The sequence below is a fragment of the Micromonospora sp. M71_S20 genome (assembly GCF_003664255.1).
In the GTDB taxonomy this organism is placed as follows: domain Bacteria; phylum Actinomycetota; class Actinomycetes; order Mycobacteriales; family Micromonosporaceae; genus Micromonospora.
Map to the genome: position 1 here is coordinate 2,796,916 of NZ_RCCV01000001.1, position 24,404 is coordinate 2,821,319.

The 24,404-nt window shown below is 67.4% G+C and carries 29 protein-coding genes and 1 pseudogene; 15 read left to right on the top strand and 15 right to left on the bottom strand.

Annotated features, from left to right (window positions below; genetic code table 11):
• Nucleotides 1-83 precede the first annotated feature (83 nt).
• From DER29_RS34510 to DER29_RS12800, 3 genes are all read right to left on the bottom strand, one after another.
• The gene (locus DER29_RS34510; RefSeq protein ID WP_199729241.1) at nucleotides 84-722 is read right to left on the bottom strand and encodes a hypothetical protein; all 639 of its coding nucleotides are present in this window, start codon (nucleotides 720-722) and stop codon (nucleotides 84-86) included.
• Complete coding sequence (locus DER29_RS34515; RefSeq protein WP_199729243.1) at nucleotides 722-961, bottom strand: hypothetical protein; 240 nt, start codon at nucleotides 959-961, stop codon at nucleotides 722-724. Before DER29_RS34515 ends, DER29_RS34510 begins: the two co-directional genes overlap by 1 nt.
• Nucleotides 962-1,213: 252 nt before the next feature.
• A complete protein-coding gene (locus DER29_RS12800; protein WP_148710016.1) occupies nucleotides 1,214-2,134 on the bottom strand; it encodes a hypothetical protein in 921 nt (306 codons plus the stop codon).
• A 46-nt stretch (nucleotides 2,135-2,180) separates the two neighbouring features.
• On the opposite strand from DER29_RS12800, the pseudogene DER29_RS12805 reads away from it, so the two are divergent.
• Nucleotides 2,181-2,407: pseudogene (locus DER29_RS12805) on the top strand (transposase); the annotation flags it as partial.
• 227 nt (nucleotides 2,408-2,634) lie between these two features.
• Here the strand turns inward: DER29_RS12805 and DER29_RS33870 are convergent.
• The 4 genes from DER29_RS33870 to DER29_RS12825 are packed head-to-tail and all read right to left on the bottom strand — an operon-like array spanning nucleotide 2,635 to nucleotide 5,938.
• Nucleotides 2,635-2,856 carry a hypothetical protein gene (locus DER29_RS33870; RefSeq protein ID WP_148710017.1) on the bottom strand — a complete coding sequence of 74 codons (222 nt, stop codon included), beginning with the start codon at nucleotides 2,854-2,856 and terminating at the stop codon, nucleotides 2,635-2,637.
• A 33-nt stretch (nucleotides 2,857-2,889) separates the two neighbouring features.
• A complete protein-coding gene (locus DER29_RS12815; RefSeq protein WP_121397555.1) occupies nucleotides 2,890-3,348 on the bottom strand; it encodes a PPC domain-containing DNA-binding protein in 459 nt (152 codons plus the stop codon).
• Entirely contained in the window at nucleotides 3,341-4,426 is a 1,086-nt protein-coding gene (locus tag DER29_RS12820) for an asparaginase (protein ID WP_255421031.1), read from the bottom strand. Before DER29_RS12820 ends, DER29_RS12815 begins: the two co-directional genes overlap by 8 nt.
• A 42-nt stretch (nucleotides 4,427-4,468) precedes the next feature.
• Entirely contained in the window at nucleotides 4,469-5,938 is a 1,470-nt protein-coding gene (locus tag DER29_RS12825) for an XRE family transcriptional regulator (protein ID WP_148710018.1), read from the bottom strand.
• A gap of 889 nt (nucleotides 5,939-6,827) precedes the next feature.
• Here DER29_RS12825 and DER29_RS12835 point away from each other — a divergent pair.
• The 7 genes from DER29_RS12835 to DER29_RS12860 all read left to right on the top strand — a co-directional run bounded on the left by DER29_RS12835 (nucleotide 6,828) and on the right by DER29_RS12860 (nucleotide 11,873).
• Nucleotides 6,828-7,103: a hypothetical protein gene (locus DER29_RS12835; protein WP_121397558.1), complete on the top strand. Its 276-nt coding sequence runs from the start codon at nucleotides 6,828-6,830 to the stop codon at nucleotides 7,101-7,103.
• Nucleotides 7,104-7,146: 43 nt separating this feature from the next.
• Nucleotides 7,147-7,293: a hypothetical protein gene (locus DER29_RS34125; RefSeq protein WP_158619004.1), complete on the top strand. Its 147-nt coding sequence runs from the start codon at nucleotides 7,147-7,149 to the stop codon at nucleotides 7,291-7,293.
• Between the two features lie 19 nt (nucleotides 7,294-7,312).
• Nucleotides 7,313-8,047, top strand: a complete 735-nt coding sequence (locus DER29_RS12840) for a GPP34 family phosphoprotein (protein WP_233599738.1) — start codon at nucleotides 7,313-7,315, stop codon at nucleotides 8,045-8,047.
• Nucleotides 8,048-8,086: 39 nt separating this feature from the next.
• Entirely contained in the window at nucleotides 8,087-9,580 is a 1,494-nt protein-coding gene (locus DER29_RS12845) for an APC family permease (protein ID WP_121397559.1), read from the top strand.
• A gap of 12 nt (nucleotides 9,581-9,592) precedes the next feature.
• The gene (locus DER29_RS12850) at nucleotides 9,593-10,249 is read left to right on the top strand and encodes a GNAT family N-acetyltransferase (protein WP_121397560.1); all 657 of its coding nucleotides are present in this window, start codon (nucleotides 9,593-9,595) and stop codon (nucleotides 10,247-10,249) included.
• Nucleotides 10,246-10,878: a GNAT family N-acetyltransferase gene (locus tag DER29_RS12855; protein WP_158619005.1), complete on the top strand. Its 633-nt coding sequence runs from the start codon at nucleotides 10,246-10,248 to the stop codon at nucleotides 10,876-10,878. Before DER29_RS12850 ends, DER29_RS12855 begins: the two co-directional genes overlap by 4 nt.
• Nucleotides 10,879-11,117: 239 nt before the next feature.
• Nucleotides 11,118-11,873, top strand: coding sequence for a hypothetical protein (locus DER29_RS12860; protein WP_233599739.1), 756 nt, complete (start codon nucleotides 11,118-11,120; stop codon nucleotides 11,871-11,873).
• A gap of 501 nt (nucleotides 11,874-12,374) precedes the next feature.
• Here DER29_RS12860 and DER29_RS12865 read toward each other — a convergent pair.
• Together DER29_RS12865 and DER29_RS12870 are read right to left on the bottom strand one after the other, a co-directional pair.
• Nucleotides 12,375-12,968 carry a hypothetical protein gene (locus DER29_RS12865; RefSeq protein ID WP_121397562.1) on the bottom strand — a complete coding sequence of 198 codons (594 nt, stop codon included), beginning with the start codon at nucleotides 12,966-12,968 and terminating at the stop codon, nucleotides 12,375-12,377.
• An 8-nt stretch (nucleotides 12,969-12,976) separates the two neighbouring features.
• On the bottom strand, nucleotides 12,977-13,864 hold the full coding sequence (locus DER29_RS12870; protein ID WP_158619007.1) for a nucleotidyltransferase: 888 nt from the start codon (nucleotides 13,862-13,864) through the stop codon (nucleotides 12,977-12,979).
• Between the two features lie 165 nt (nucleotides 13,865-14,029).
• Between DER29_RS12870 and DER29_RS12875 the strand changes: the two genes are divergently transcribed.
• On the top strand, nucleotides 14,030-14,335 hold the full coding sequence (locus DER29_RS12875) for a hypothetical protein (protein WP_121397564.1): 306 nt from the start codon (nucleotides 14,030-14,032) through the stop codon (nucleotides 14,333-14,335).
• Between the two features lie 34 nt (nucleotides 14,336-14,369).
• On the opposite strand, the gene DER29_RS12880 is transcribed toward DER29_RS12875, so the two are convergent.
• Both DER29_RS12880 and DER29_RS12885 read right to left on the bottom strand, forming a co-directional pair.
• On the bottom strand, nucleotides 14,370-14,591 hold the full coding sequence (locus tag DER29_RS12880) for a recombinase family protein (RefSeq protein ID WP_121397565.1): 222 nt from the start codon (nucleotides 14,589-14,591) through the stop codon (nucleotides 14,370-14,372).
• On the bottom strand, nucleotides 14,588-14,791 hold the full coding sequence (locus DER29_RS12885) for a hypothetical protein (RefSeq protein ID WP_121397566.1): 204 nt from the start codon (nucleotides 14,789-14,791) through the stop codon (nucleotides 14,588-14,590). The genes DER29_RS12880 and DER29_RS12885 overlap by 4 nt, the downstream gene beginning before the upstream one ends.
• A 929-nt stretch (nucleotides 14,792-15,720) precedes the next feature.
• Here DER29_RS12885 and DER29_RS12890 point away from each other — a divergent pair.
• The 3 genes from DER29_RS12890 to DER29_RS12895 all read left to right on the top strand — a co-directional run bounded on the left by DER29_RS12890 (nucleotide 15,721) and on the right by DER29_RS12895 (nucleotide 17,617).
• Nucleotides 15,721-16,731, top strand: coding sequence for a TerC/Alx family metal homeostasis membrane protein (locus DER29_RS12890; RefSeq protein ID WP_121397567.1), 1,011 nt, complete (start codon nucleotides 15,721-15,723; stop codon nucleotides 16,729-16,731).
• Nucleotides 16,732-16,889: 158 nt separating this feature from the next.
• On the top strand, nucleotides 16,890-17,060 hold the full coding sequence (locus DER29_RS35200; protein WP_233600088.1) for a hypothetical protein: 171 nt from the start codon (nucleotides 16,890-16,892) through the stop codon (nucleotides 17,058-17,060).
• Complete coding sequence (locus DER29_RS12895) at nucleotides 17,057-17,617, top strand: recombinase family protein (protein ID WP_233600051.1); 561 nt, start codon at nucleotides 17,057-17,059, stop codon at nucleotides 17,615-17,617. The genes DER29_RS35200 and DER29_RS12895 overlap by 4 nt, the downstream gene beginning before the upstream one ends.
• 53 nt (nucleotides 17,618-17,670) lie before the next feature.
• Here DER29_RS12895 and DER29_RS12900 read toward each other — a convergent pair whose 3' ends face one another.
• The 3 genes from DER29_RS12900 to DER29_RS12910 are packed head-to-tail and all read right to left on the bottom strand — an operon-like array spanning nucleotide 17,671 to nucleotide 19,323.
• The gene (locus tag DER29_RS12900) at nucleotides 17,671-18,474 is read right to left on the bottom strand and encodes a hypothetical protein (RefSeq protein ID WP_148710020.1); all 804 of its coding nucleotides are present in this window, start codon (nucleotides 18,472-18,474) and stop codon (nucleotides 17,671-17,673) included.
• A 14-nt stretch (nucleotides 18,475-18,488) separates the two neighbouring features.
• A complete protein-coding gene (locus DER29_RS12905) occupies nucleotides 18,489-19,097 on the bottom strand; it encodes an RNA polymerase sigma factor (protein WP_121397569.1) in 609 nt (202 codons plus the stop codon).
• A complete protein-coding gene (locus DER29_RS12910; RefSeq protein WP_148710021.1) occupies nucleotides 19,090-19,323 on the bottom strand; it encodes a hypothetical protein in 234 nt (77 codons plus the stop codon). The genes DER29_RS12905 and DER29_RS12910 overlap by 8 nt, the downstream gene beginning before the upstream one ends.
• Nucleotides 19,324-19,869: 546 nt before the next feature.
• Between DER29_RS12910 and DER29_RS12915 the strand changes: the two genes are divergently transcribed.
• Nucleotides 19,870-20,643, top strand: a complete 774-nt coding sequence (locus DER29_RS12915) for a hypothetical protein (protein ID WP_148710022.1) — start codon at nucleotides 19,870-19,872, stop codon at nucleotides 20,641-20,643.
• Here the strand turns inward: DER29_RS12915 and DER29_RS12920 are convergent.
• Nucleotides 20,640-20,840: a hypothetical protein gene (locus DER29_RS12920; protein WP_148710023.1), complete on the bottom strand. Its 201-nt coding sequence runs from the start codon at nucleotides 20,838-20,840 to the stop codon at nucleotides 20,640-20,642. The two genes, DER29_RS12915 and DER29_RS12920, sit on opposite strands and share 4 nt — an antisense overlap.
• Before the next feature lie 450 nt (nucleotides 20,841-21,290).
• Between DER29_RS12920 and DER29_RS12925 the strand changes: the two genes are divergently transcribed.
• Nucleotides 21,291-22,907 (top strand): ATP-binding protein, encoded by a 1,617-nt coding sequence (locus tag DER29_RS12925; protein ID WP_121397573.1) that lies wholly within the window; start codon nucleotides 21,291-21,293, stop codon nucleotides 22,905-22,907.
• Nucleotides 22,904-24,250 (top strand): hypothetical protein, encoded by a 1,347-nt coding sequence (locus tag DER29_RS12930; protein ID WP_121397574.1) that lies wholly within the window; start codon nucleotides 22,904-22,906, stop codon nucleotides 24,248-24,250. Before DER29_RS12925 ends, DER29_RS12930 begins: the two co-directional genes overlap by 4 nt.
• Nucleotides 24,251-24,404: the final 154 nt, after the last annotated feature.

Genomic DNA, 24,404 nt, shown 5'->3' on the forward strand with positions numbered 1-24,404 from the left:
CCCTGTCGCCGGTGCACGCGCCGCCCTCGCCCGTGGCATTGACCAACTGGGCAACCTCGGTCGGCGGGCGCCTGGAGCGCGTTTCACATATGGATCAGTCGGGTGTGTTGAAGGTGCGGCGCTGTTGCCGGGTGGCGGGTGCACCTCGAGTCAGGCGGCCGAGCATGCCGCCAATGGCGGCCCAGCGGATTATGGCTTTTGAGGTGGTGGGTGGCGGTGAGCACGGTGGCGGCGACGATCGGTCCCACGCCGGTCAACTGCAGCAGGTCCGGTCGCCAAGAGCGGACGATCGTCCGGATCGCCTTCTCGTGTTCGGCGGCTTCGGCTTCGAGGAGACGGACGCGGCGGGCGAGGTTGCGCAACACGCTCAGGCAGGTGAAAACCTCGACGTCGGCGCTGGTGGTGGGGCGTAATCGGGTGGCGGTGGTGACATGATCCGGGTGCTCTGGCCGCGGAACCGGGCCCGCGCCACCTCGGGACTGGTGATCACCAAGGCCGTGCAGCTGCCGCTGGGCGGTGGCGCTGGCCTCGACGGCGGCGCGGCGTGCGGTCAGCCGTGCTTGCAGCGCGGCCCGTTCGGAGCCGGTCTTGGGCTGCGCCAGGCGGGTGCGGGCCAGGGCGTCACGGGCAGCGCGTTCGGCGTCGATCGGGTCGGACTTTGCCCCCCCCGGCACGGCGGGCTGGTCGCACGGGCCGATCCAGCTCGACGACCAGCTCACCACTATCGGCCAGGTGCCGGGCCAGCCGGCGCCGTAGCCACCAGAGCCCTCCAACGCCCACGCCCCAGCCCCGAGCGCTGCTCGGCCAAGGTCATCAGTTCGGCGTAGCCGTCCGGATCGGTGCTCACTGTGGCTCTGGCGAGGACCCCGCCGGTGCGGGTGTCGAGCAGCGCGGCGGTGTGGGTGTCTTTGTGTGTGTCGACGCCGATGACGACCTCGACCAGATCTGCCAGCATGGACATGCGTTCTCTCCTCACCGTGGGGACGCACGGGTCCGGTCCGGTGCGGAGATGGCAGGACTGTGATGAGACACGCCAGCCGCTAACTGGCGGTCAAGCTCCTGATCAGGCCAAACATCTCCCGCCGGCCCGGCGCCGGCAGCAGCAGGCGGACAAGTCCTCTCAAAGGCACAAACGCCAGTCAGGGCATGAGTCACGCCCGCCACCACCAGCTGTCAGCTCACCACTGCTGAACCGACCCCGCCACCCTCACAGTCAGGCGAGCCGACGCCTGACGGCCAGCAGGCGGCGTCCGACGTTGTGCTCCCAGAGCTGGTTGGCCACCTCGTCCGGGGCGCTGCCCATGCCGCCGAGGCACAGACGTTGCTGCAACTGCCCGAACGCCACCACCGCCAGCTCGACGTTCTGGGTCAACTGCCGTGGGGTGATGGTCCAGCCTCCGGCGAGACGACGGCTCAGGATCCCGGTCATCTCCCCGTGGGCAACGGCGGAGTACAGCGAGTAGACCACCTCGTGGCCACCGCTGACCTTGCCGGCCAGCAGCGCCGTGACCCTTTCAGTCTTGCTCGGCAGCGTCTCGCCGGAGACCGAGAGCGGCTTGGGAGCGCGAGCCAGGCCCAGGTCGTCGATTCGAGTGATGAGCGTGCTGAGGTCCGCCTGCGCCTGCGCGATGTTCGGGGGTGCGCCGGCCTTGGCGTTCTTGAGCGCGGTCTTGTTCTCATCCCAGAGCACCAGGTAGGTGCGGGCGACCCGCTGCCGGACGGTGAGCTGCGGGTCCATGAGCCAGAAGGCGAACCCGGCACTTTCCAGGGCTGACCGGCACAGGACTGCCGAACCCAGCTTCGGCGCCGGCGGCGGGAAGGGCGGCTCCAGGAGCTTGCGGATGCCGGTCAGGTAGTCCTCGACCGCGAGCATGCTCAATTGCGCCATCTCGAACGCCATAGTGGGTTCCTGCGGGCCCCAGGGAGCCCCGTGCACATCGACCTCGGTGTTCGCCAGCTCGTCACGGAAGGTCGAGCCTGGCCGGGGCTGCCAGAACGCCGGGTCGAGCCGGCGCACGGCGGCCCGGCTGGTGAGGTCGAGCACCTCCCGCAGCTGACCCAGCAGCCAGTCCCCGTCCGGGCTCGTCGTCTGCGCAGCCGGGAAGCCCGGAGCGAGGGGGAAGGACGTCGTCACCCCCATAGGATGACAGTCAACTCCACACACTGGATCTGCGCGTGGCCTCGGTGACCCGCAGGGTGTGCTGATCGTCGACGACACCGGGTCCTGAAGAAGGGCGTGCGGTCGGTCGGGTGTAACGCCAGTACTCCGGCACCGCCGGCCGGACTGATAACTGCCAAGGTCGGAATGTTCCTCGCCTACCGCTCTGGCAAGGGTCACGCGCTGATCGACCGGCAGATGTACCTGCCCCAGTCCTGGATCGACGACCGGGACCGGTGCCGGGCCGCCAGATCACTAACAGCAGTGTGACTGATTCGGCGCCCCTCAATGGGCATCACGGACTGGAGCAGGTCGCCCGCAGGCAGCAGGTCGACCAGCGAAGCTGTGCCTGGGGCATCGCGGTCAGGATAGGCAAAATCTGGTGCGCCGGTACGACGCGGGCTGTAGAGGCCGATGTCAGCGTCGGTGGCGGCACCGAGCACCTGGCGAAGGTCGGTGCGGCGCTCCCGGCTGGGTCAGCGATGTTCCCCACGTTCGAGTTTGCCCACCCAGCGGTGGTCAACGTAGTGGGCGGTGAGGCTACGCCCGGGGTAAAGGCGGTCGAGGGCGACGTTGATGGCGTCGGCTAGCTCGGCCCAGGACATCTGCTGGCCAAGCCGTCGTGGCGAGGTCCGGCGCTGGCGGGCTTGGGCGAGCAGGGTGTTGCGCGTGTTGATGGTGTCGGGATGGCGGGGCATCTACGCCTCCCTCCGTAGGCCGACTCTGGATCCTCAGCCGAAGCTTAGTTGTGGTACGTCGTACAAGTCCGCGTTCGGTAGCCGGCGCATGACCGGCGAATCAATCTCGATGATCAGCATTTCCGTCAGGAATTGGACCGTGGCCTCCAGCAGGTGGCTGGTGTGAGCGGTGGCGCTGTGTTCCTTGAGTCCGGCGGTGATGTGAATGTGAGGGAGGATCCTCTGGGCGGTGTTGTCCCAGGCGATGGTGCCGCCACCGAGTGCTTCCACGTTCGCGAGGTCGACGTGCGTCCATACGGGGGCGTCGGGGTTGTCGAGGCGTTGACATGTGCCGACGACCTTCGCCCTGCTGAGGCCGGCGATGAACATGGGGATATAGCCCTGTGTAATGCCGTGGGCGCGGCAGGCGTCGGCGAGGGCGGTGAAGAAGTCGTCGCCGTGGTCGAAGACCACACCGATCATTCGTCCTGCGGTCAGGTCGTGGCTACGCATGCGGGGTGGCTGTCTCCGTTGGGTCACCGGTCAGGGGTGGTGCCGGCCAAGGCCAGGAGGAAGGGGCATCGAGGTTGCCTGCGACTGCGATCGCTGAAGCGATGTACTGCGGCTCGACTTGGGCGTTGAGAAGCACGCGGAGCAGGATGCGGGCTTTGTAAGGGTGTAGCCAGCCTGCGGGGATGAGCCCGCGGGCGAGGAGGTCCTGCTCGGAACCGGGGAAGCCGTAGGTGCGGGTGAGCGTTGGGCCAGCCGGGGTGCGGGAGGCAAGGACGACGGGGATCCGTGCGGCGAGGGTGGAGAGGGTGTCGACGAGGGGTTCGGGTACGTGGCCGACTCCGAATCCGGCGACGACGAGGCCGTCGCAGTGCCGGCTGATGGCGTCGAGGAGAGTGGGATCCTCGTCGAGGCTGACTGTGTAAAGGCCGACGCGCGCACGTGCGGCCTGAGCGAGGGTAGGGATGGTAAGCCGACATGGCACGCAGGTCAGCAGCCTAAGGGCACCTTCCACGACGGCTCCGATGGGACCGGTGTCCGGCGAGCGGAAGGTATCGCCGTGGGTGGAGTGGGTCTTGGTGACCCAACGAGCGGCGTGAACTTCATCGGCGAGGACGACGAGGCAGCCTTGGGCCCGAGCGGCCGGGGAGGCAGCGGTCTGGATGGCGGCGAGGAGGTTGGCAGGGCCGTCCGCGCCGGCCATGGTGGGATTGCGCATCGCGCCGGTGACGACCACGGGTTCGGCGCGTCGGTGCAACAGGTCGAGCAGGTAGGCGGTCTCCTCGATCGTGTCGGTGCCCTGGGTAACGACCACTCCGGTGGCACCTGCGGCAAGTTCGTCAGTCGCCGCGGTGGCGAGCTCGGTAACATCTTCGAACGTGAGGGACGCCCCGGGGCGGCGGCGGAAGTCCACCACCTCGACGTCGATTCGAGCTGAGGCCAGTCCTGGTACGGCGTCGACCAGGTCGCGTGCGGACAGGATTGGACTGACGCCTTCCCTGGTGCCGCTGGTCATGGCGATCGTGCCGCCAAGGCCGAACACGACCACCTTCGGCGCGGATGTTGTCGGTGTCGAGGGCACGACGGTTCCTCTCGGCGGTCGCCGCTTGTGCGTAGAAGCCTATTACGGCAGGGATCCAATGAAGCGGCATGCCTGGTCGACCCCGTCGAGGGAGAGTAGACGGCTGCGGGGCTCGGCGAGGCCTGCCAGGCTGTACTGGCCGAGGTCGGCGCAGCGGCTTTGTAACCAGTTCCAGTCGAGGTTGAGGTAGTCGGCAAGGTGGAGTAGCCGTCCGCCGGGCGTGTCGCTGGCGGTGATGGAGTGAGCTTGCACGTGGCCAATGGCGTCACGGTAGGCGGCGATGGCGTTGGGGCGGTCGGTGACATCAACGTGCCAGACTTCATCGGCACGGATCCAGGTGGCCATGATCGCTCGCTGCTTGTCCATGACGAGTCCCGGTAGCGTGGTGTATTCCGGATCGTCCGTCACCGCAGTGTGGATCCCGAGGGATTCCATCAAGGCCAGGGCAAGCAGCAGCAGGATTCGTTCAGACGTTGACGAGGCGGCCACCGCGTGCGAAGGGAGGCAAAACATCCTGGTCATCGGCTGGGACGCGCTTCGGTACCGTTCGGCGGTCTCGCGTAGGTACCGCAGCTTGTGGCGGAATAGCAGCCATGTGCTGGCTTCCTCCCCGCGTTGCTCCCGCGTCCAGTAGGTGGGCACGTCGGACAGGAGATGGTAGTGGCGGCGGATGTGGTCGGCGCAGAATGCCGATCCGATCCACAGCCGTGACACCGAATCCAACTCTTCAGCGATATCGCGGCTCGCGGCAGATCTGTTCATGTCCCTGTATGGAGATGCGGCTGCCTGCGCGGTGTCCAACCGGGCGTCGTCGAGCAGTAGCGACGAGTCGAGGTTTGCCACCGCCCACAAGACTCCGGCGGTGATCGCGTCGAGCTGGTATGCGCGAGGGATGAGCAGCCGGGTGTCCCGACCCGCTTCGACCAGGTGCTGGTACGCCCGCCGAGAGTCCAGCGCGAAGACACCGACACGATCCGGCCTATCGACATGCCCAAGGATGAGCCGCCGTTGAAGGGACCGGCGCCATCTCTGTTCCGTGCCGGCATGGGTGATCGTGGCGAGGACGCGGCCGTCGTCGACCGCCGGGTACAACTCGATGTCGATCGCTGTTCCAGGGAAGTGTTGGCCTGTCGGGGCCGAGATCGTTCGGCAGGAAGAGCGGTCACCGTCGGGCAGCAGCTGGCGTCCAGACGTGGGGGCCCCGAGTTGCAGCAGATCGCCGACGGGAAACAGGTCGAGCCTTGGGGCGGAACGATCAACCTGCTTCCGTTCATCGATGTCCGTTCGGAGGTCGCCGGAGCGCCGAGGACTGTAGAGGTCGAGATCGGTGTCGATGGCGGCATCGAGCGCGAGCCGTAGAGCGGCACGGCGTTCCTCGCTGGGCCAGCGGTGCTCCCCGCGTTCCAGTTTGCCCACCCAACGGTGGTCAACGTAGTGAGGGGCGATGTCCCGGCTTGGATAGAGCCGATCCAGGGCGGCGTTCACAGCATCGGCCAGTTCGGTCCGGGACATGCGCTGCCCAGGCCGCCGGGGTGATGGCAGGCTAGCGCGTTTCGCGGTGAGCAGAGCGTTTGGCGTAATCATCGTCTCCGGGTGACGAGGCACCGGCACTCCTCCCCCCTTGGGGCACACTGGACTTTTGCGGTTGGGCTAACACGCCAGCTAGGGCGGTATGAGCTGCCGCCACCCACCGCCGCCATCGTGGCGAGGCGTACACCGACAGTCAAGGAAGCGTCGGGCGTGGCCGCCGAGACGGGAAGGCCAATCTCGGGGTCACGGGTGCTGGACAACGTACGGCCTGAAGTGGTTCATCGGCAGCCTCCAGGGATCACTCAGGCCCGGTCCACGGTCGGTCGGCCGGGGGAGCGGCCAATGTAACCCCGCCCAACCCGGCAGATGATCTTCAGGCGAGTAAGCGGATCGACCTTTTTCCCAGGTCACCCGCTGGTCGGACCGAAAGTCGGTACGTGAAGTCGGACGGAAGGTCGGCATTCCCAGCTCCGCGCGGTTCCGTAATCGTTGATTTGCAGCGAGCTATTCGTCAATTTCCAGAGATGCACGAGGAAGGGTGAATGCGCCGGATGAAGTGGTGCGTGCCGAGGGGAGGACCGGGCAGCGCACCGTCGTTGAAGGAGGTAGCGCCGATGCGGTGCGAGTGGTTCGCTCCCGCCCGCGACGGTGAGCCCTACAGCCCCTTCGGCCTCGACTGTGAAGGCGCGGCCACGCTGTACGGCGACTGCGGCGGCTGCAATTTCGCCGGGCCGGGTCGAGCCGATCAGGGGGCCGAGGATCTCGCCCAGCGCAACCGTGATTTCTGGATGGCGGCCGATCGGGTTACGACTACGACGAAGCCGTCTCCTCGGCGGCGGCTGCTCCCGGTCCGGCCGGAGGGGCGGTCAGCGTGAACTCGACCGCGCCGATCCCGCAGATCGAGCCGGGCGTCCTGCTGACGCTTGACGGTGACGACTGGTCTGAGGGCCGTGACCTGATTCCCGGCGGCCGAGTCGAGGTCGTCGTCACCGGCCTGCACACCGACGGCAGCGACCAGTGGGTGTGGGTGGCCGGTCACCGCCCCGCGTGCTCCTACCCACACGTCGACGAGCATGTGCCGTGCCTGGAGTTGCGTGTTCGGCTGGCCACGCTGCGCCGCTACGGGAGCGTCCGGCATGAGCCGTAACAGCGAAGGTTGCGGGCTCGCGGAGAGGCTTGATTCCGCGCGGATGACTGCCCGGCAGCACGCCGACGGCGGCACCTGTTTCCACTGCAAACCCGACGGCTGCGACCAGAACGCGTGGGCCCAACAGGAGTTCGCCGAGCATACCCGCCGCAACCCGGCGGCAGCCTCCCACCCCGCCGAGAACACCTGACGCAGGAAGGCCCGCCGCCGTGCACGCACACCCCGGTGCCCCCGATGACGCTGCCTGGCCCGTCGACATCCAGCCCGCCGAGCCGCGGCGTCCCGTGCGGGCGGTAGGCACCGTCCCCGCTCGACCGACGCTGCTCGCTGACGAGTTCTGGTTCATGGCCCACGATGACCAGACCGGCCGGCCGCGCCTGTTCGAGTCCGCGCTGAACCACGGCTTGGCCGCCGCGCTACTCGCCGAGCTGTACGGCGAAGGCCGGATTACCTTCAAGCAAGGGCGGATCGATGTACTCCAGCCCTGGCCGCCGAGGGACTGGCTGCAACACGTCGTGCTTGACCGGCTGATCGCACAGCCGCAGCACAGCGACACCCGGACGTGGTTGGCGTTCCTGGCCGCCACCGCCAGCGAGCAGGTCACCACCCGCATGTGGCAGGTCGGGCTGCTGCGACAGCAGCAGGTCGGCCGGCTGTGGCGTCAACGCACCATCCACGTGCCGACCGACATGAACGTCGCTGCGTCGTCGTGGGCGCGGCTGTCGGTCGACCTGCGTTTCACCCGCCGCCTCAACTCCTTCGACGTGGTGCTCGCGGGCCTGGCCTTGCACACCCAGCTGGACAGGGCCCTGCTCGACGGTGCGTCGCTGGCCGTCCGTACCCACTTGCGTCAGGTGGTCGCGCAGACCCCACAACCGGTGCGCGACCTGCTTGCCGACCTTGGCAGCGCGGTCGGCGGATGCGTCCTGAGTCACCGCACCTGAGCGCGGTCAATCCCCACCACCCTTCCTGAGAGAGACCCGATGCGTACATCGAAACCCGACACCGTCTCGGCTGTGCTGGCACGCGGCCGTCTCGGGATCCCGTCCGTGGTGTTCTTCGTCATCGCCGCGGCGGCGCCGCTGACCGTTGTCGCTGGTGGCGCGACCACCGGGTACGCCGTCACCGGCGTCGTCGGCATCCCCGTGTCCTACCTTGTCGTCGCCGCGATCCTGGCGCTGTTCGCCGTCGGCTACGTGGCCATGTCCCGACGCATCGTCAACGCCGGCGCGTTCTACACCTACGTGACGCACGGTCTCGGCAAGCCGGCCGGCGTCGCCACCGCCTTCGTCGCGCTTCTGGCGTACAACGCGATGCAGATCGGCCTCTACGGCGGGTTCGGCGCGGTACTGGCCCAGTTCCTTCAGGACCGCTACGGCTGGAACACCACCTGGTGGCTGTGCGCGCTGGCCGCGTGGGCTGCCGTAACCGTTCTCGGGCTGTTGCGCATCGACCTCAACGGCAAGGTGCTGGCCGTCGTGCTCGTCGCCGAGTGCGCCGTCGCGGTCGTCTTCGACGTCGTCATGGTCAGCAACCCGGCCGCCGGCGGCGTCAGCTTCGACACCCTCGCCCCGTCGCACATCTTCGCCGCCGGAATCGGCGCGGCGCTGGTCACCGCGATCACCGGGTTCGTGGGATTCGAAGGCACCGTCGTGTTCAGCGAGGAGACGAAGGACCCGCAACGCACCGTACCGCGAGCCACATACATCGCGGTGGCGGTCATCGGCCTGCTTTACGGGCTGTCCGCGTGGGCGATGTCCGTCGCCACCGGCCCCGACAAGATCGTCGATGCCGCCCGCGCCGACGGTACTGACCTCATGTTTAACCTGGTGTCCCCGCTCCTCGGCAGCAGTGTCGTCACCGTCGGCCGGGTCCTGTTCATCACCAGCCTGTTCGCCGCGCTGCTGGCGTTTCACCACACCGTCGCCCGGTACCTGTTCGCACTCGGCCGCGAGCGGGTCCTATCCCCGTGGCTGGGCCGCACGAGCCGCCGCACCGGCGCACCGAAGGCCGGCTCGATCGTTCAGAGCGTCATCGCGGTAGTCGTCCTCGCAGGCTACGCGGTGGCCGGCGCCGACCCGATCGTGCACCTGTTCTTCTGGATCACCGTCACCGGCGGCCTCGGCGTCCTGATCCTGATGACCGTCACCTCCGCCGCGGTGGTCGCCTTCTTCGCCCGCACCCCGCACCGCGACGGCCTGTGGCGCACCGCGATCGCACCGCTGGCCGCTGCTGGCGCGCTGGCCGCCATTCTCGTCGTCACCATCCAGGAGTTCGACGTCCTGCTCGGGGTCGCCGCGACGTCGCCGCTGCGCTGGTGGTTCCCCGCCGCCTACGGCATCGCCGCCGTCCTCGGCACCGTATGGGCGGTGATCGTGCGCACCACCCGCCCCGACGTGTTCACCGCGATCGGCCTCGGCGCGGACAGCGCCACCGCGCCAGTACGCACCCCCCACGCCACCCGCCAGCCGGCCTGACCAGGAGCGACCATGCAACCGAACAGCACCCTCACCGTCCGCCGGGCCACACCCGACGACGCCGGCCCGCTCATCACCGTGCTGGTGGAGGCGCTCCTCGACGGGCCAGTCGCCGACTGGCTCGTCCCCGACCTCGACGACCGCCGCACGGTCTACTTCCGCTACTTCAAGCACGTTCTCCACCACGGGCTCCAGTACGGGCGCGTAGACACCACCTCCGACCTGTCGGCCGTCGCGATCTGGTACACCCGCGACGAGGTCCCGCTGCTGGCATCAACTGACCACTACTACGCGGTGGAAAAGGCCACCGGCAAGTACGCGCCGAAGTTCCTGCTGCTCGACGCCATCTTCGAAACACACCACCCACACGCCCCACACGACTACCTCGCCTACATCGCCGTCGACCCACGCCACCAAGGCCAAGGCATCGGCTCGGCCCTGCTCACCACCGCACACCAAACACTGGACGCGACCAACCGGGCGGCATACCTGGAGGCCAGCAACACCCGCAACAGAGACCTGTACCTGCGCCTCGGCTACCGCCAAGGAGCACCGATCCACCTACCAACCCAAGGACCGCTCATCTGGCGAATGTGGCGCGGCCAACCGACCGACGGCACCCCCGCACCGTTCCCGGCGGACCTCCTGCCACGCAGGCGGCCACTGTGAGCGGCCCCGCCCTGGGCACGACCATCCGCCCGGCGACACCCCAGGACGTCGCCGCGATCACGGTCCTGCTGGCCGGCGCACTCGACGGCGACCCCGTCATCCAGTGGCTGGCACCCGACCCCACAGAGCGGGTCACGGTCCTGCACCGCCTGCTCGCCGTTGACGTCGACCACGCGATCGAAACCGGCACCGTCGACGTGACGCTGAACCTCTCGGCGGCGGCAGTGTGGCGGCGACACGACCCGGACGCCCCGCGATGGCCGCTCGGAGACCACCACCTGACCACCTTCGCCGGCACCGCAGCCCACCGCCTAGCCACGCTGAACACCGCCATCGACAGCTACCGGTCCTGGGCACCGCACCACTGGCTGTCGTGGCTCGCCGTGCACCCCTCCTACCAGCGCCAGGGCCTCGCCCGCGAGCTGCTGCGCCGGCATTATCAGGTCGTCGACGGCACCGGATGGCCGGTCTACACCGTGGTCACCACCGAAGCTGCTCGGGACATGCTCCGGAAGCAGGGATACCACGCCGCCCTGCCACTGAACCTTCCTAGCGGACCGAAGCTCTGGCCCCTGAGCCGACGGGCGCGCCCGGCCCACCCGCCAAACGCTTCCCTCCGCCACTGCTGATTGACCCGGCACGCCGAACAGCGCCAGGCCACCCCGATGGTTAGGTGCCGATCCCACCCGTAACGCCACGACCCAGCGAGGAACCACACAACATGCTCATGCCCCGACGAAACGCTCCCACCCGCCTTGTGGTGGGTCTTCTCGGCAGCGTCCTGCTCACCGCCTGCCAGTCAGGCCCGCCGACCGGCCGGTCGACGCCGACACCAGCGTCGCCGTCGCAACCGCAGAAGCCCACCCCCATGCCGCCCCCGGCCGCCACCGGACCGAACCTCACCGCGCAGCAACGCCTGATCGCCCTGGCCGCCAGCGTCGCCGCCACACCGGCCGACGACACCACCGACCGGCCCTACACCTACCTGCACCTGCAGATGTGGAACCGCGCCACGAACGCGATCATCCGCACCGACCTGCGACGCTGGCGACGCGGCGCGGACAACTCCGGACGCGAGATCACCCGCCGGCTACCGGACATGCTCGGCGTCGACCACCGCCCCGACCCCGACGAGCGGGAACTGTTCGCCCGCGCCCCGCAGAAGACCACCCAGTACGGGCGGGACGCGCTGCGCCACTACCTACCCGAGCCGCCGCCCACCGATCCCACCGCGCTGGCCCACGCGCTGGCGCCACCGATACTGGCCAACGAACCCGCGTACCCCCTCCTGCTCGCCTCCGGCATCGTGGGACTCGCCACCAGCCAATACCTCAACCAGGAACAGCGAACCGCCACCCTGCGACTCCTGGCCAGCATCCCCACCATCACCTACCAAGGCGAGACCACCGACATCGCCGACCGCACAGGCCTGACCTTCGCGGTGACCGCCGACGGGTCGACCTGGCAACTCATCATCGACGGACGCACAGGCGAGCTCCTGGCCGCCCACGAACGGGTGACCGGCAAACGGCCCGGCCTGTTCTCGTACGTACTCATCCTCGAACGCGGCCACACCACCACCGAGGCCGAGGAAGTCGCTGAGCCTCCCGCCCCGGTCGAGTAGGAAGGCCCGAAAGTATCGACCGCGTGTAATGGCACGGGCATCAGGGCCAACAGTGGCTCGGGGCCGTCAGCCCGCCGTGACCCCGGGCTGCTGCCTTGCTGAGCCACTCGACCAGCCTGTCGCCCCGTAGGTCTGAGCGACCGGCCAGCCCTCGTCCACGACGAGACGCGCCAGCCGCAGACGTGCGCGCGGGCTCAGAGCAGCATTACGGTGGAGCATGAAGGCCTCCTAGTTGCCGGAGCGGTTCTAGACAGTTCCACTCCACAGCCGGAGGCCTTCACCTACCTACGACATCAGAGCGTGTCGTCACACAACCTCGACCAACCTCCCTGGACAGCACACCTGCGGCGCCGGCCGCCGTGGTGGTGCCCATGTCGGTCAGCCGCCCGGGAACCTGTGGTGTCCAGGCTTCACGGCTCGCAGGAGTCACTGCGGCGGATCGAGTCCACGACGGACGGCTACCGGCCGGCGGTTGGGTTGGTGTCCGACCGTGCCTGCCGGCTAGGGGTTCGTGCGGGTCAGTGCCAGCGTGCCCTGCCGGCCGCGGAAGTTGAAGTAGCGGCCGGTTAGTTCGCCGGACGTGGTGTCGATGACGACTTCGGCGGTGCCGTCGTGGTCGTTCATGTCGGCTTCGGCGACGCCGGGTCGGGTCTGGTTGCGGTAGGTGTAGGTCAGCCTTGCATGGTGGTGACCGTCGACGCCGAGACCTGCGGCGACTGAGTAGGAGGTGGATGAGGTGGGGGGAAGGACGTCGAAGCGGATGGCGATGCGTGTCCAGGTCTGGTCGATGCAGATGCGCACCGGCAGGGTCCTGCCCTGGTAAGAGGAAACCAACTGGCCTTCGTAGATTCCCTCCAGCACTGGCACCTGGATGATGCCGAGGCGCTGTAGTAGTGACCAGCGCCAGGCGATGGTGTCCACCGCGCGGTAGAGCAAGCCGAAGGAAGCGGCGACGGTGGGTGGGCTAAACAGCCAGGGCGGCCCCACCCCGAGAGCTGTGAATGCCGCATTTGCACCGATGGCGAGCAGCACGGCGCAGACCGCGATCGTGCCGAGCGCCGCCGTGCGGCTGTCACTGGTGCTGTATACGTGCATCCCGACTCTTAGAGCAGCTGCCAGAGTTGGTCGAGCACTCGAATGGTGAGGTGGGCGTCGTGATCGCCGGGGTCGTCGACAAACAGATGGTGCACCTCGTCGCAGGCCGTGAACCGGGCGGTCAACTCGGCTGCGGTCTGGGTGTGCAGCCAGGCCAGCACCTTGAGGAGGCGCGTGGAGTCGTCGTGGACGAACAGGTGGTTCGGCACGTTGTAGGTTAGGCACTCGATCAGGTAGCCCGGGGCCGAGCCCTTGGGGATCAGTCCCGCCTCGACCGCGCGACGGCGTAGGCGCTTGAGCTGCCGTACGGTCGGCTTGTACTTCTCGCCGCACAACCCGTTCTTGCGCTGCCCGTTCTTGCGGTGCTCCTTCGGATAGTTGACGATGCGGGGCCCCTGGAGCGGCTGGATTGAGATGCCCTCTATCCAGTCGGGCGAGCCGTAGGCCGGGAACGAGGTGTAGCGCCTGACCTGCTCGGCCGGGACGACATCCGCGTCGACGTAGCCGTCGCGCTTGTCCACCCGCAGGCACTTGTTCTTCGCATGAACCCGGGCCGAGCCGTAGTAGGCGATGAGCGCCTGCTCCACGAGCTTGCGGAACTGGTACGACGTCGTCGTTGCCTGGCCGCCGTACTGCTGCTCACGGGCGACCTCGGCCATACTCAGGAGCCGGGTGTCGGGGTAGTAGGTCGTCGTGGACATGACCACGATGTCGACGTCGGAGTCCCCGCGGGTGTTGGTGGCGTTCGCGTACGAACCCTGCAGAAAGATGTCGACCTTGCCCGCCAGGGCAGGAGACCTGCTGATCGCGGTCTTCACCGAGTCGTACGTGCGTTTGGCCGTGTCCTGCGCGCCTTGCTGAGTCCACTGCCGCCGCTCGGCCTCCGAGGTCACCATGTCCATCACCCTTTCGCGGTCCCGGCCACCAACCTACTTGCGGGGTGTGACACCCTCTCGCTTCCTGACTCGACCCGCTGCAGGTCACCCGCGCCGACATAGACGTGTACCTCGCCGAGCTGCGCGAGCAGACCCGCCGCTGAGCCCTGCCACCCTTAACCGGAGGTGCTCAGCCCCGCCGCCCTGGTCATGCTGATCATCCTCCGTGTTCAGGCCGGCGCAAAGGACCCCGACACCGAAGAGGTGCGGATCGTCCCCGACTACGCCGGGAAGGCGTTCCTCCTCTCCGAGGAGACCCGCACCCGCGGCCTCCGCGAGCTCCAGCACGCCGGACTCATCAGCGTCCGCCGCCGGCAGCTCGTCGCCACCGACAGCTTCGACTTCCGCCGGTTCCGCAAACGTCTACCAACTCAACCTTCCGGCCCTCGGGCAGCCGGCGATGATTCCCGAGCCCTTGAAGGAGGCGCATGATCATCCTGTGCCGTGAGCACGGCACAGGACCTCATCACGGAGTTCCCTGGATCCGCTGCGCCGCCCGGGTGTACAGCAGCCGGGAGACGTGGGAGGGATACCACCTGGCTCCTCCGCCGGGGGTCGGGATCTTCGCGGCGTTCATCGCGGCGCAGATGTCGACCAGCCGGGCGCCGGCCTGCCGCATGGTGACCACCTGGGCGAGCAGGTGCGGAGGGCACGAGGAGGGCCGCCCGCGGTGACGGACGGCGCTCACCGCCGCCGCCGGAAGCTAAACATCGCCAGCAGTTCACGCAGGATGCGGTGCGCGCGGTCGGCCCGCGTCTTGTCCTGCGAGAACAGGGCCACGAAGAGCGTGACCCCCACGAAGAACAGGAAGGTGACGACGACGCCGAAGACGATCCACGCGGCCGGGCCGGTGGTGTCGGCGAGGAGGGGGGTGAGCAGGTCGAGCACGAGACGCTCCCGAGGAAGGGCGGGGAGCGCGCCGTGCGATCAGACGACGCCACCCCGCAGGCCGATGGTTCGTGAAATTCGGCCTGCGAGGTTGGGGCCGCGCAGTTGGCGGCCAGAGGACGTGACAAGGCGTCCCGGGGGCGCCGTCAGCCGGGACTTGTCGCAGCCAGCGGCGATAGGGCCACCGGGACGCGGGAGACGTCCCGCTGACGGTTCCTTCGTCTCCTTGAACAGGAAGAGGTAGGTCTCGATGACATACCGCCAGCGGGACCACGGGAGGATGGTCCACCTGACGACATGCCCACGGAAGGTGCGGAACGGAGCCCTGAAAGACGCCGAGCCGATCGTCTGGAAGACGCTCACGAGCAGGCGCCTCAGCCCGTGAGGGCTGGTCCGTCGCTTCTCGGCGGGCGCCATGCGACAAGGATGCCAAAGCTCTCGGCCGTTCCCGGTAATTCCCTCCCGGGCCCCCTGGCCGGCGCCGACCGGACCGTAGGCGCCGCCGACCGCTTAAGGGCCACAGAGCAGCCCGCACCCTGCGGGGCCGGTCACCGCGGCTCTCCGGCGGTGAACCGCACGACGGAAGCCTGCGCGTTCGCCGAGCAGGAAGCCGCCGGCCGGAGCCAGCGGCAGATCGCAGATCACGGCGAAGGCTGTGCTCGCAGTCGCACGTGTCCAGCGCTGAAGCTGCTCCGCCTGCCGCAGACGATGCTGGCCGAGCTGGAGACCGGGCAGGCCTCGCGCGGCGAGGACCAGGACGGCGAGCGTGCCACGCCGGCCGCCGGCACCGTTCTAACCTTGTCAGTACGAGGGGAGTACTTCCCACGAGCCATACCGGTCAGTACGGCGCGCCCGGGGTGCGCCTCGGGTGGTTGCCCATGAACCGTGGGTGAAGGAGACCTCGAACATGACGTGTTCGAGGAGGATTCATGCCCGAATATGCTGCTGCCGGCCTGGAGTCGGTGAGCACGCCGTCGCTCTGGGCGGTGACAATCGCCGGGGTGATCGCCCTCCTGGTGCTCGACTTCGTGGTGACCCGCCGCCCGCACGAGGTGTCGCTGAAGGAGGCGCTGGGCTGGTCGGCGTTCTACATAGCACTGCCGCTGGGCTTCGGCGCCTGGATTTGGTCCGAGTTCGGCTCGGACCGGGGCTTCGACTACCTCACCGGCTACCTGGTCGAGAAGTCGCTCTCGGTCGACAACCTCTTCGTCTTCATGCTGCTGCTCGCCGCCTTCGCGGTGCCGAGCGTGCTCGTCCAGCGGGTGCTGCTGTTCGGCATCACCGGAGCGTTGGTGCTGCGTGGCGTGTTCATCGCCTTGGGCCACGCGGCGTTGCAGACCCTCGACTTCGCTTTCCTGATCTTCGCGTTGATCCTGTTGTTCACCGCGGCCAAGCTGCTCCGCGACGCGTTCAGCGGGCACGAGCAGACGGTGGACATCGGCGCCATGCGCTCGGTGCGCCTGCTGCGTCGCATCATGCCGGTGGTCAACGACTACCACGGCACGAAGATGATCGTGCGGGTCGACGGCCGACGGGCGCTCACCCCGCTGGCACTGGTGGTGGTGGCGGTGTTCGCCACGGACGTGGTCTTCGCCGTCGACTCGGTGCCGGCCGTCTACGGCATCACCGAGGACCCGTACCTCGTCTTCGCCACCAACGCCTTCGCCCTGCTGGGCCTGCGGGCGCTCTACTTCGTGCTGCACGCCGCGCTCAGCCGGCTGGTCCACCTCACCTACGGCCTGGCCATCATTCTGGCCTTCATCGGCATCAAGCTCGGCCTGCACTGGGCGCACGGAATCTGGAAGGGTGTCCCGGAGATCCCCACCGAGGTCTCGCTCCTGGTCATCGTCGGCGTGCTGGCCATCGTCACCATCACCAGCCTGCGCGCGACCCGCAACGCTGTGCCGGGCTCGAAGGAGGTCGTCACCGAACGGCAGTAGGCCCGTCCGTAGCTTTTAGCCCAAAGCAACGCTAGGGAGTTGATCTAGCGCCAGGGCTGTCGGGCGGCTGTTCAAGAAACGATCGATTTTCGAACAAGATCAAGATGTGTTGCCAGGGCGAGTAGATCGCGTCCGAAAAACCCGTCCGAGAAGTCGGCATGTCCGACAACGCGACGACTGGTTTGTTGGGCACTCTGGGCGGCGTGACCGTCACCCCCATGCCCGCCGAGGGCGACCTGCTCGCCCCAACTCCGCTCGCAGGCGTGCTCGTCGGCTACGGGCGAGTCTCACCCGAGAGCAGAACCTCGCCCGCCAGCAAGCCGCACTGACTGCCGCCGGCTGCGCCAAGTGCTTCTTCGACAAGGCCTCCGGCAAGAACACTGACCGGCCCGAGCTGGCCAAGGTGTTCGAGTACATCCGACCCGGCGACGTGCTCACCATTGTCTCGCTCGACCGGCTCGGCCGCTCGCTGGAAGACCTGATCGGCATCGTCGGCCGCCTCAAGCGCCACGGCGTCGGCTTCCAGCCCCTGCACGAAAAGCTCGACACCACCACCACCACCACCGGCGGCATGTTTGTCTTTCACGTCTTCGCCGCGCTCGCCGAGTTCCTGCGCACCATCATCGTGGCCAACACCAACGAGGGCCTGGCCGCCGCACGTGCCCGTGGGCAACGCCTCGGCCGGCCACCAGCGATGACACCGGAGAAGGTCGCGTACGCGCTGCAACTGCTCGCCGAGCCGAACCGCACGATGACCTCGATCGCCAAGCCTCTCGGCGACTCCCGCAGCACCCTGTATAGCGCGTTGCCTGGCCTCGTTCCGGCCCAGCGCGACGACCAGGCTGCTGCCCTAGAAAAACGGCTTACCCAGCTCCCGCGTGATTGATGTACATACGGAGCGCCGCGAGCGGGCCGGGCCGGGAGTAGGGCCCGGCCCGGTCACCGCAGCATGTCGACCAGGTCGTCTGAGGGGTCGAACAGACGTTGGACGGGCACACAGAGCTGGAACGCTTCCTTGGACAGATCCAGCAGAACCTCCTCGCAGTGCATGATGTCCTGCGGAATCGACGGGCTGTCATAAGTGCGGAGGTGCAGCTGCCGCAACATGCCTTCGCAGGCGCTCCCCGCGCTCTCCAACACCTGCACCGCCTGTTCCCGGGTGACGAGCCGATCCTCAATGGCGCCCGGAAGGCCTTGCAATCTCTCCGCCGAGCGGAGCGCAATCGACATGGCCTCGGCGTACGCGAAATCCTTGATGAGCGCGACCCCGTCCGCCTGGCGGATCCCCATGAGGGCGGCGAGAATCCTGCATGCCACCAAGCGGATCTGCTCAAGGGTGTCGCGCGGGGTTGGGATGTACTGGTGCGTGACCTTGACCTCGTACACCTCGCAGGTGCCGTTGTCCGTCCCGACGAGGTCGACGCCACCGTCGGCGGACGGGACGGAAACCTCGTTTACCCAGTCAACCCAGGATGGCGACGGCGGGCCGACGATCTCCGCCAGACCGGCCTTGACGTCGAACTTGCCCTCCTGGGCTTCGACTGCCCGGTGGTAGTGCTCCGCGAGCAGGATCTCCTGCAGCCCCGCCTTGACGTCCCACGTCTCCTCGAACCGGCGCTGTATCTCATGGAGGCCAGCACGGCCCGCTGCGTCGACGTCCTCGGCGTCCCAGAACTGCATTGGCGGCTTCGGGCCAGTGGCCGCGGGACGGCTGTTCGGCGTTCCCGTGGTCCGGTTGTTCATGATCACTCCCTCGCTCACTGCTTACCCGCGTCCTGCGCCCGCATAATCTCGGCGAGTTTTCGCCTTGCCTTCCACAGGCTGCTTCGCACCGCCTCTGGCTTCATCTTCAGCTCCTTGGCGATCTCGGCCGGCTCGTACTCCTCGGATGCCCACAGCAGCAGCTGGCGCTGGCGTGGCGGGAGTTGCTGCAGAGCTACCCGGAAGTCGTGCAGGGTGTCCGAGGCGGCGCACCCGGAAGCGTCCGCCTTGCGCGGGATCCTGTCCTCGTTGTCCTCTAGCGGGAGCACCTCGTTCTTTGCCAGCCGCTGGACGCACAGCCGGGAGGCGGTCCTCCGCGCCCAGGCCCTGGGGTGCTCGATGGTGGACCACTTTTCGAACGCCAGGCGCATCGTTTCCTGTGCGATGTCGTAGGCGTCAACCTCGGACGCCCAACCGTGCAGGTACAGCCAGGCGCCCAGGCGGGTCATGAACCCCTCGTAGAAGGCGCTGAACTCCTTGCGGATCCGTTCCCGGTCGCGCGCCGTGAGTTCGTCTGTCGGTGCGTTTAGCGTCTGGCCGACCGCCCAGTACACGTTGCCGTGCTGCGCCGGCGGCTCGGCTCGCTCGGTGGTCTTGTCATCCACGAGGGCTCCCGCTGACGGGCGTGGCGGGCACCGTCAGGGTGATGCATGACCCGTCGGCGCGCTGGTCACGCAGCCGGCCACCGGAGGGCAGCGCCTCGGCGATCGCGATGAGCGAGTCACCGCGGGCCTTCTCCTGTCGCACGCGCCACCGGACGCGGATCCACAGTGCCAGCAAACCGGTGAGGCTGGCGACGGCGGTGGCCGCGAGTCCGATCCAGCTGAGCACGTCCACTGAACCTCGCTTCACTCGTCGGGCCGCGCTGGTGCGCGGCGCTGATAGGTAGAGGGCGAAACGAGGGCCAGCGTGAACCGCCGAGTTCAAGATTTTTAGGCGGCAGCGCCCGGCGGGAAGGGACGGATCGACTTCGGCACGGTACGTAGAGACCGCAGCCAGGGGATCGCCGAGGAACAGGGGGCCCACACCGAGCCGTTCGGCCCCGAGGTTCTGGCAGCCGCCGAGCGGGCGGGGATTCGGTTAGCTGGCGGTGTGGAGGATGAGTGCCTACGCGCGGCGGTGATGGCTGCTCGGGCGTTTCCCCATTTTGACCCGCGATGCTGTGGTGGCGGCGAAGCCCGGCATCGACGCAGCCGGGCAGGTGTCTGCGGCGAAAGCCGTGGAGGCGCGCCTCGACTCGCCCAGCCGGTAGACGCTGCCGCTCACGTCGGGCACGTTAGACCGGTGGCAAGCCGAACCGGCCCGCAGCGCCGGCCGGGGCGCCTGGCCCCGTCAGCCGGCTAGCTCCCGCTGCAGCTGCCTGGCATGCTCCCGGCCATGAGTGAGTTGCTGTCACACTCCTCCGTCGCCGCAATCGCATCCCTTGGTGGCGGGTCCGTGACCTTCAAGGACGTTGCCACCGCCGCCGAGGCGGTCGGTCTCCGGGTCGTAGCCGACCACGGCAGCGTCAGCCGGCAGGTGGTTCGTTTCCCCTCGACCAAGGAGACGGTGCGACTGACGGTCCGTGCCGCCGATCTGACTGACCCCGCCGACGTGGCGCGTGTGCTTCGGTTCGCTGCTCGTATCGCCGAGGTGTACGAGGCTGGCCGCGAACCCCGGCGCGACCGGCTGGTTCGATTGCGGAACTCTCTCGCCGACGACGGCTACAGCCTCGAAGCTCCAGGCGATCCGCTCGCTGTGATTACCGGCCTTGCCGCTGTGGCTGCCGCCGCCCTGCCCGACGTGACTGCCATCCGCCAAGAGTTGGTGCGCCTGGAACGGGCTTTGCCCGACGACACGGGCGCGCTGATCGGCCGAGCGAAGAATTTGATCGAGGCCACCGCGAAGGCGGTCCTCGCCCTACGCGGCCAGCCCGTTGACGACGGCGACGACGTGCCAGCGCTGGTCTCGAAGGCCAGCCACGCCCTCGGCGTCCACGTCACTCAGGCCGCAGGTCCGCAGCTCGAGCAGGTGAAGCGGGTCCTCGGCCGGCTTCTGCGGTGGGCCGGCTCGCCGCCCGATCGGCGATCGCCTGGTGCGCGTTCATGCTGGAGGTGGCGATGGGCGGGCAGTCTGCCGCGCGCTGAGGGCGAGCCGGCACCGGCTGCCTAGGTGTGGTGGTTGCGCGCCCGCGTGTCGCCGCCACCACCGCGCTCCCGGCGCTTGGCCCAGCGGCGGCCTGCAGCGGTATCGCCGGGGCCCGCAGTCTGATCCGCCGGTGGACCTGCGCCGAGCACACTGGTGCCGATCGCGGCCCAGTTGCTTTCCCGCCACCAGTTGAAGAGTTCGAGGGCGCTCAGCACGGTCACCGCTAGGGTGGCGACGAACTTCGGCCGGGCGCACACAGCGCTCGCGCTCCTCGCGAAGCGGACTCCTGACCTTGATGCATTCGGCCAGCTGCTCGCCAACGCGGGCAGCGACGTCAGTGACCCCGTCGCAGTCGCGGGCCGGCGCCCCGCCACCCGGGCCGGCACGGCCGACGAGGCGGCCCAGCTGCTCTGCATGGCCGTCACCCTGAGCATCGGCGCTGGCAGAAAGATCGTCGGACGAAAGCGGGGCATCGTCACCGACACCCCTCGGCCTGCTCCTAGCCGTCACCGACGAAACCGCCCCAACCTGGCGAGACGACTAGAATCAGCATCACTCGCAAAACGCGTGAATCAGACGCCTCTGAGAAACGCCAGCCGAATTTGCTCGTAGATCAGTCGTGTCGACGACGCCCTGTGTGGCGGTGCGGCCAAACATCTATCATCAATCCCATGAGTTTCGACGAGAGGGCGTTCCGTGAAGGGCGTATCAGGGAGGTTCGGCAGGAGAAGTTCCTTCGCGCCTTCCAGCTCTTCGTGGAAGCGTTCCCGGCGGCGGTCCTGCACCGGAGGGCCCTTCAGCTACTTGGCTCCGACATCGTTGATATCCGGCGCTGGGACGGCGCGGGGGACCGAGGAGCTTGGACCGCTCTCGTCCGGTTCGGCCAGGTCATGGAAGGCGCGTTGGGCCTGCATCGCGAGGTCATGGCACTCTACACCCAGGATAAGGAATTTCAGTTTCGAGACTTCCAAAAACTGAAACTATTTCGCGAGCGGCAGCCCCGAGAGCCGAGCCAGGACCTTTACCTTGTTTATGCCAACGATCCGAAGCTGCCCGCAAAGCTGCGCGACTGGACAGTAAGAGAGCCAATTAATGCGGTAGCCATGCCGCGCGGCGAGGCAGGGCCGTCCGAGCCCTCTGCACGCGGCGCAGAGTACGGGGCCGCCCAGGCGCTCTTACGTGACCTGACAAACAGTATCGCTAGTCAGAACCTGTACGAGGAGACCCTGCCGGTCACCGGCCGTGCCTTCTTCGGTCGCCGTGACCTCTTGCAGGAGTTGGCCTCGCAACTACGCAGCGGCAAGGTTTGCGGGATTTTTGGGCTACGGAAAACCGGGAAGACCTCGCTCGTCAAGGAACTCGGCCGACAGTTGGTGATTGCCTCGCCCACACAGCGAATCTTCGTGCTGCGCGACATGGAAGACCTGCCGAAAGACCCCAACGAACACAGCGCAGCGCTACAAATGGACCTGACGGCCAGCCTGCTACCGAAGCTCCGCGAGCTAAAGCTTCGCACTCACGAACTTACACAGTTGACCAAGGAATCTAGTCTTAGCGAGTTCCGACGCGCAATGCAGGCAATGTTGGGTCATGAGAGCTCCCGAGACATTCAGATGGTGGTGGCCCTGGACGAGATCGAATCATTGATCGGGAAGGATCCGCGGCGCTCACTCGACCGTCCGTACGTGCCCGAGTTCCTCGGCATCATGCGCAGCCTGGTGCAGGAGAACCCGAACTTCAATGTGGTTATCGCTGGCCTGACCAGCGCCGTCCTCGAGGCCGGCGTCCTTTATGGGCGGGAGAATCCGCTGTTTGCTTGGGCAAAGCCTTACTATATGCCACCGTTTGACCGGGGGGCAGCCGACGATCTGGTGCGGGACATAGGTGCGCGGATGGCAGTACGCTGGAGTGACGACGCGCTGGATAAGGTATTCGCCCTGTCCGGCGGGCACGTCTTCCTCCACCGATCGCTGTGCGCACGGATTGCCGACAATCTGCCGCTTGACCTCAGCTCCCGGGAAGTGACTCCGCAACGCGTGGACTCCGTTCAGCGGTCCTGGCGGCGTGGGATTGCTGAACAGTTACAGGAAATGCTGTCCAGTCTCGACCGGTTCTATCCCGATGCCGCCGACGTCCTCCGGCTACTCTCCGGGACCGATATCGACCCGGAGGAGGTCGACCGTGCCTATCCGTCGCAGATCGAACACCTACTCAAGCTTGGCCTCATCGACGAAGCGGCGTATGGCTACGAATTGACCGCTTTTAGCCGTATGGCGTTGCGGACGTGAGCGAACACGGCGAATGGTACTCCGACATCGCCGAGGCCATGACCGGACGAATGTTGGCATACCTCCAAGCGGGCGCGCTGTCCAGGTCAGCGCGCTTCGAAGACGACCTCCGCGGTGCACTTGAGAATCGGGGCTTTGTGGTGCACCGGGTCGACTGGGCAACCGCGGCGCGGGACGGCTGGGAACGTGCCCTTCCACCTGCCGCTGACCTCGGGCCGGGAAACGTTGTGCTCCTCTGGCATCCGGAAACGGTCGCCAACCTGCGCGACTTCGAGGACATCCTGCGACAGAGTCGTCCGAAAGGCCAGGCGGCGATAGCCTCCGGGGCGCGCCTGATCGTCGTGTCGACACGTCCGAAGCGGTTCTTCCCGGAGCCGGACGGATCCTCAATAGTCGCGGATTGCAGTCGGCTCCGGCCAATCTCGATCGACGCCAGCCGCCTCCGGTCCATGCACGCCGACCTAGAGCCTGCGGCGGCGGAGCGGATCATTAGCTTCGCCAGCGGCACGGTCGCGCTCACCGAGTACTATCTGCAGCTCGAATTCGCCGATCTTTCTGGCAACGAGAAGCGGCGCCAGGCTGGCCAGTTTCTGCGTACGACCCTGTTGCAGGCAGTCGACGAGCTCGGCACGGGCATCCTCGCTCTGCTCAATCACTTGGTGCTCGAGTGCGACGTGCTGGACATGCCCCAGGAAGACCTCGCCGAACACCAGATTGCCGCGCTCGAGTCGGCCTGCCTGCTGCGGGTGAACGACTTCGACGGCACTGCGCACCTTTTCGCCGAGCCATGGCGGGCTGAGGTCAAGGACTGTCTCGGGACTGTGTTGCGGTCCGTCGTCTCTCCTCCAGCAGAGTGGGAAGTACTGGCCCGGAAGATGTTCACCTTCGAGCGGACGGTTCGCAAGATGGTGATGGAGATACTGCTGGAGGTGCATGGTGAGGACTGGCGCAAGGTGCTAGGCGAGCGAGGGGCGAAGGCGTTCGGTTTGGCCCGCAATGACACAAATGTGTCAGCGGCGTCCCTCGACGAAATGTACACCCCTCTAGACTGGTTTTTGCTGGAGGATCTGCTCGACCTCGCCGCCGAACTCGCTACGGCACACGGCTCGGTTCGAGGCGTGCGAGCAGGTGAGTGGGCCCGGCTGAAGGTGCAGGTGGTCCCGATCCGCAACCGGGTTGCGCACGTGCGGTTACCCCTGGAAACCGACGCAGCCACTGTGCGATCGGCGCTGCTAAACCTCGACGCTCGGATGCGGGCGTTCGAGCGCGACCGCCTGAGAGATCCGGCCAACGTCGAAGCCACCCCTGAAAGCGTTGGTCCCGGCGCGACGGGGATCGGCTGATTCTGCTCGTGAAGTTGAGCCTGCCGCAGCAGCGGCTCTGTCTGCACGGCTCCTCACCAGACTGGCCACATTCCCGGGCGTAAGACGGGGCCGGCTACTCGGGCTAGCGGGACAGAGGTCCAGAATGAGGCCTATTCATCGTGATGGTCCTGGT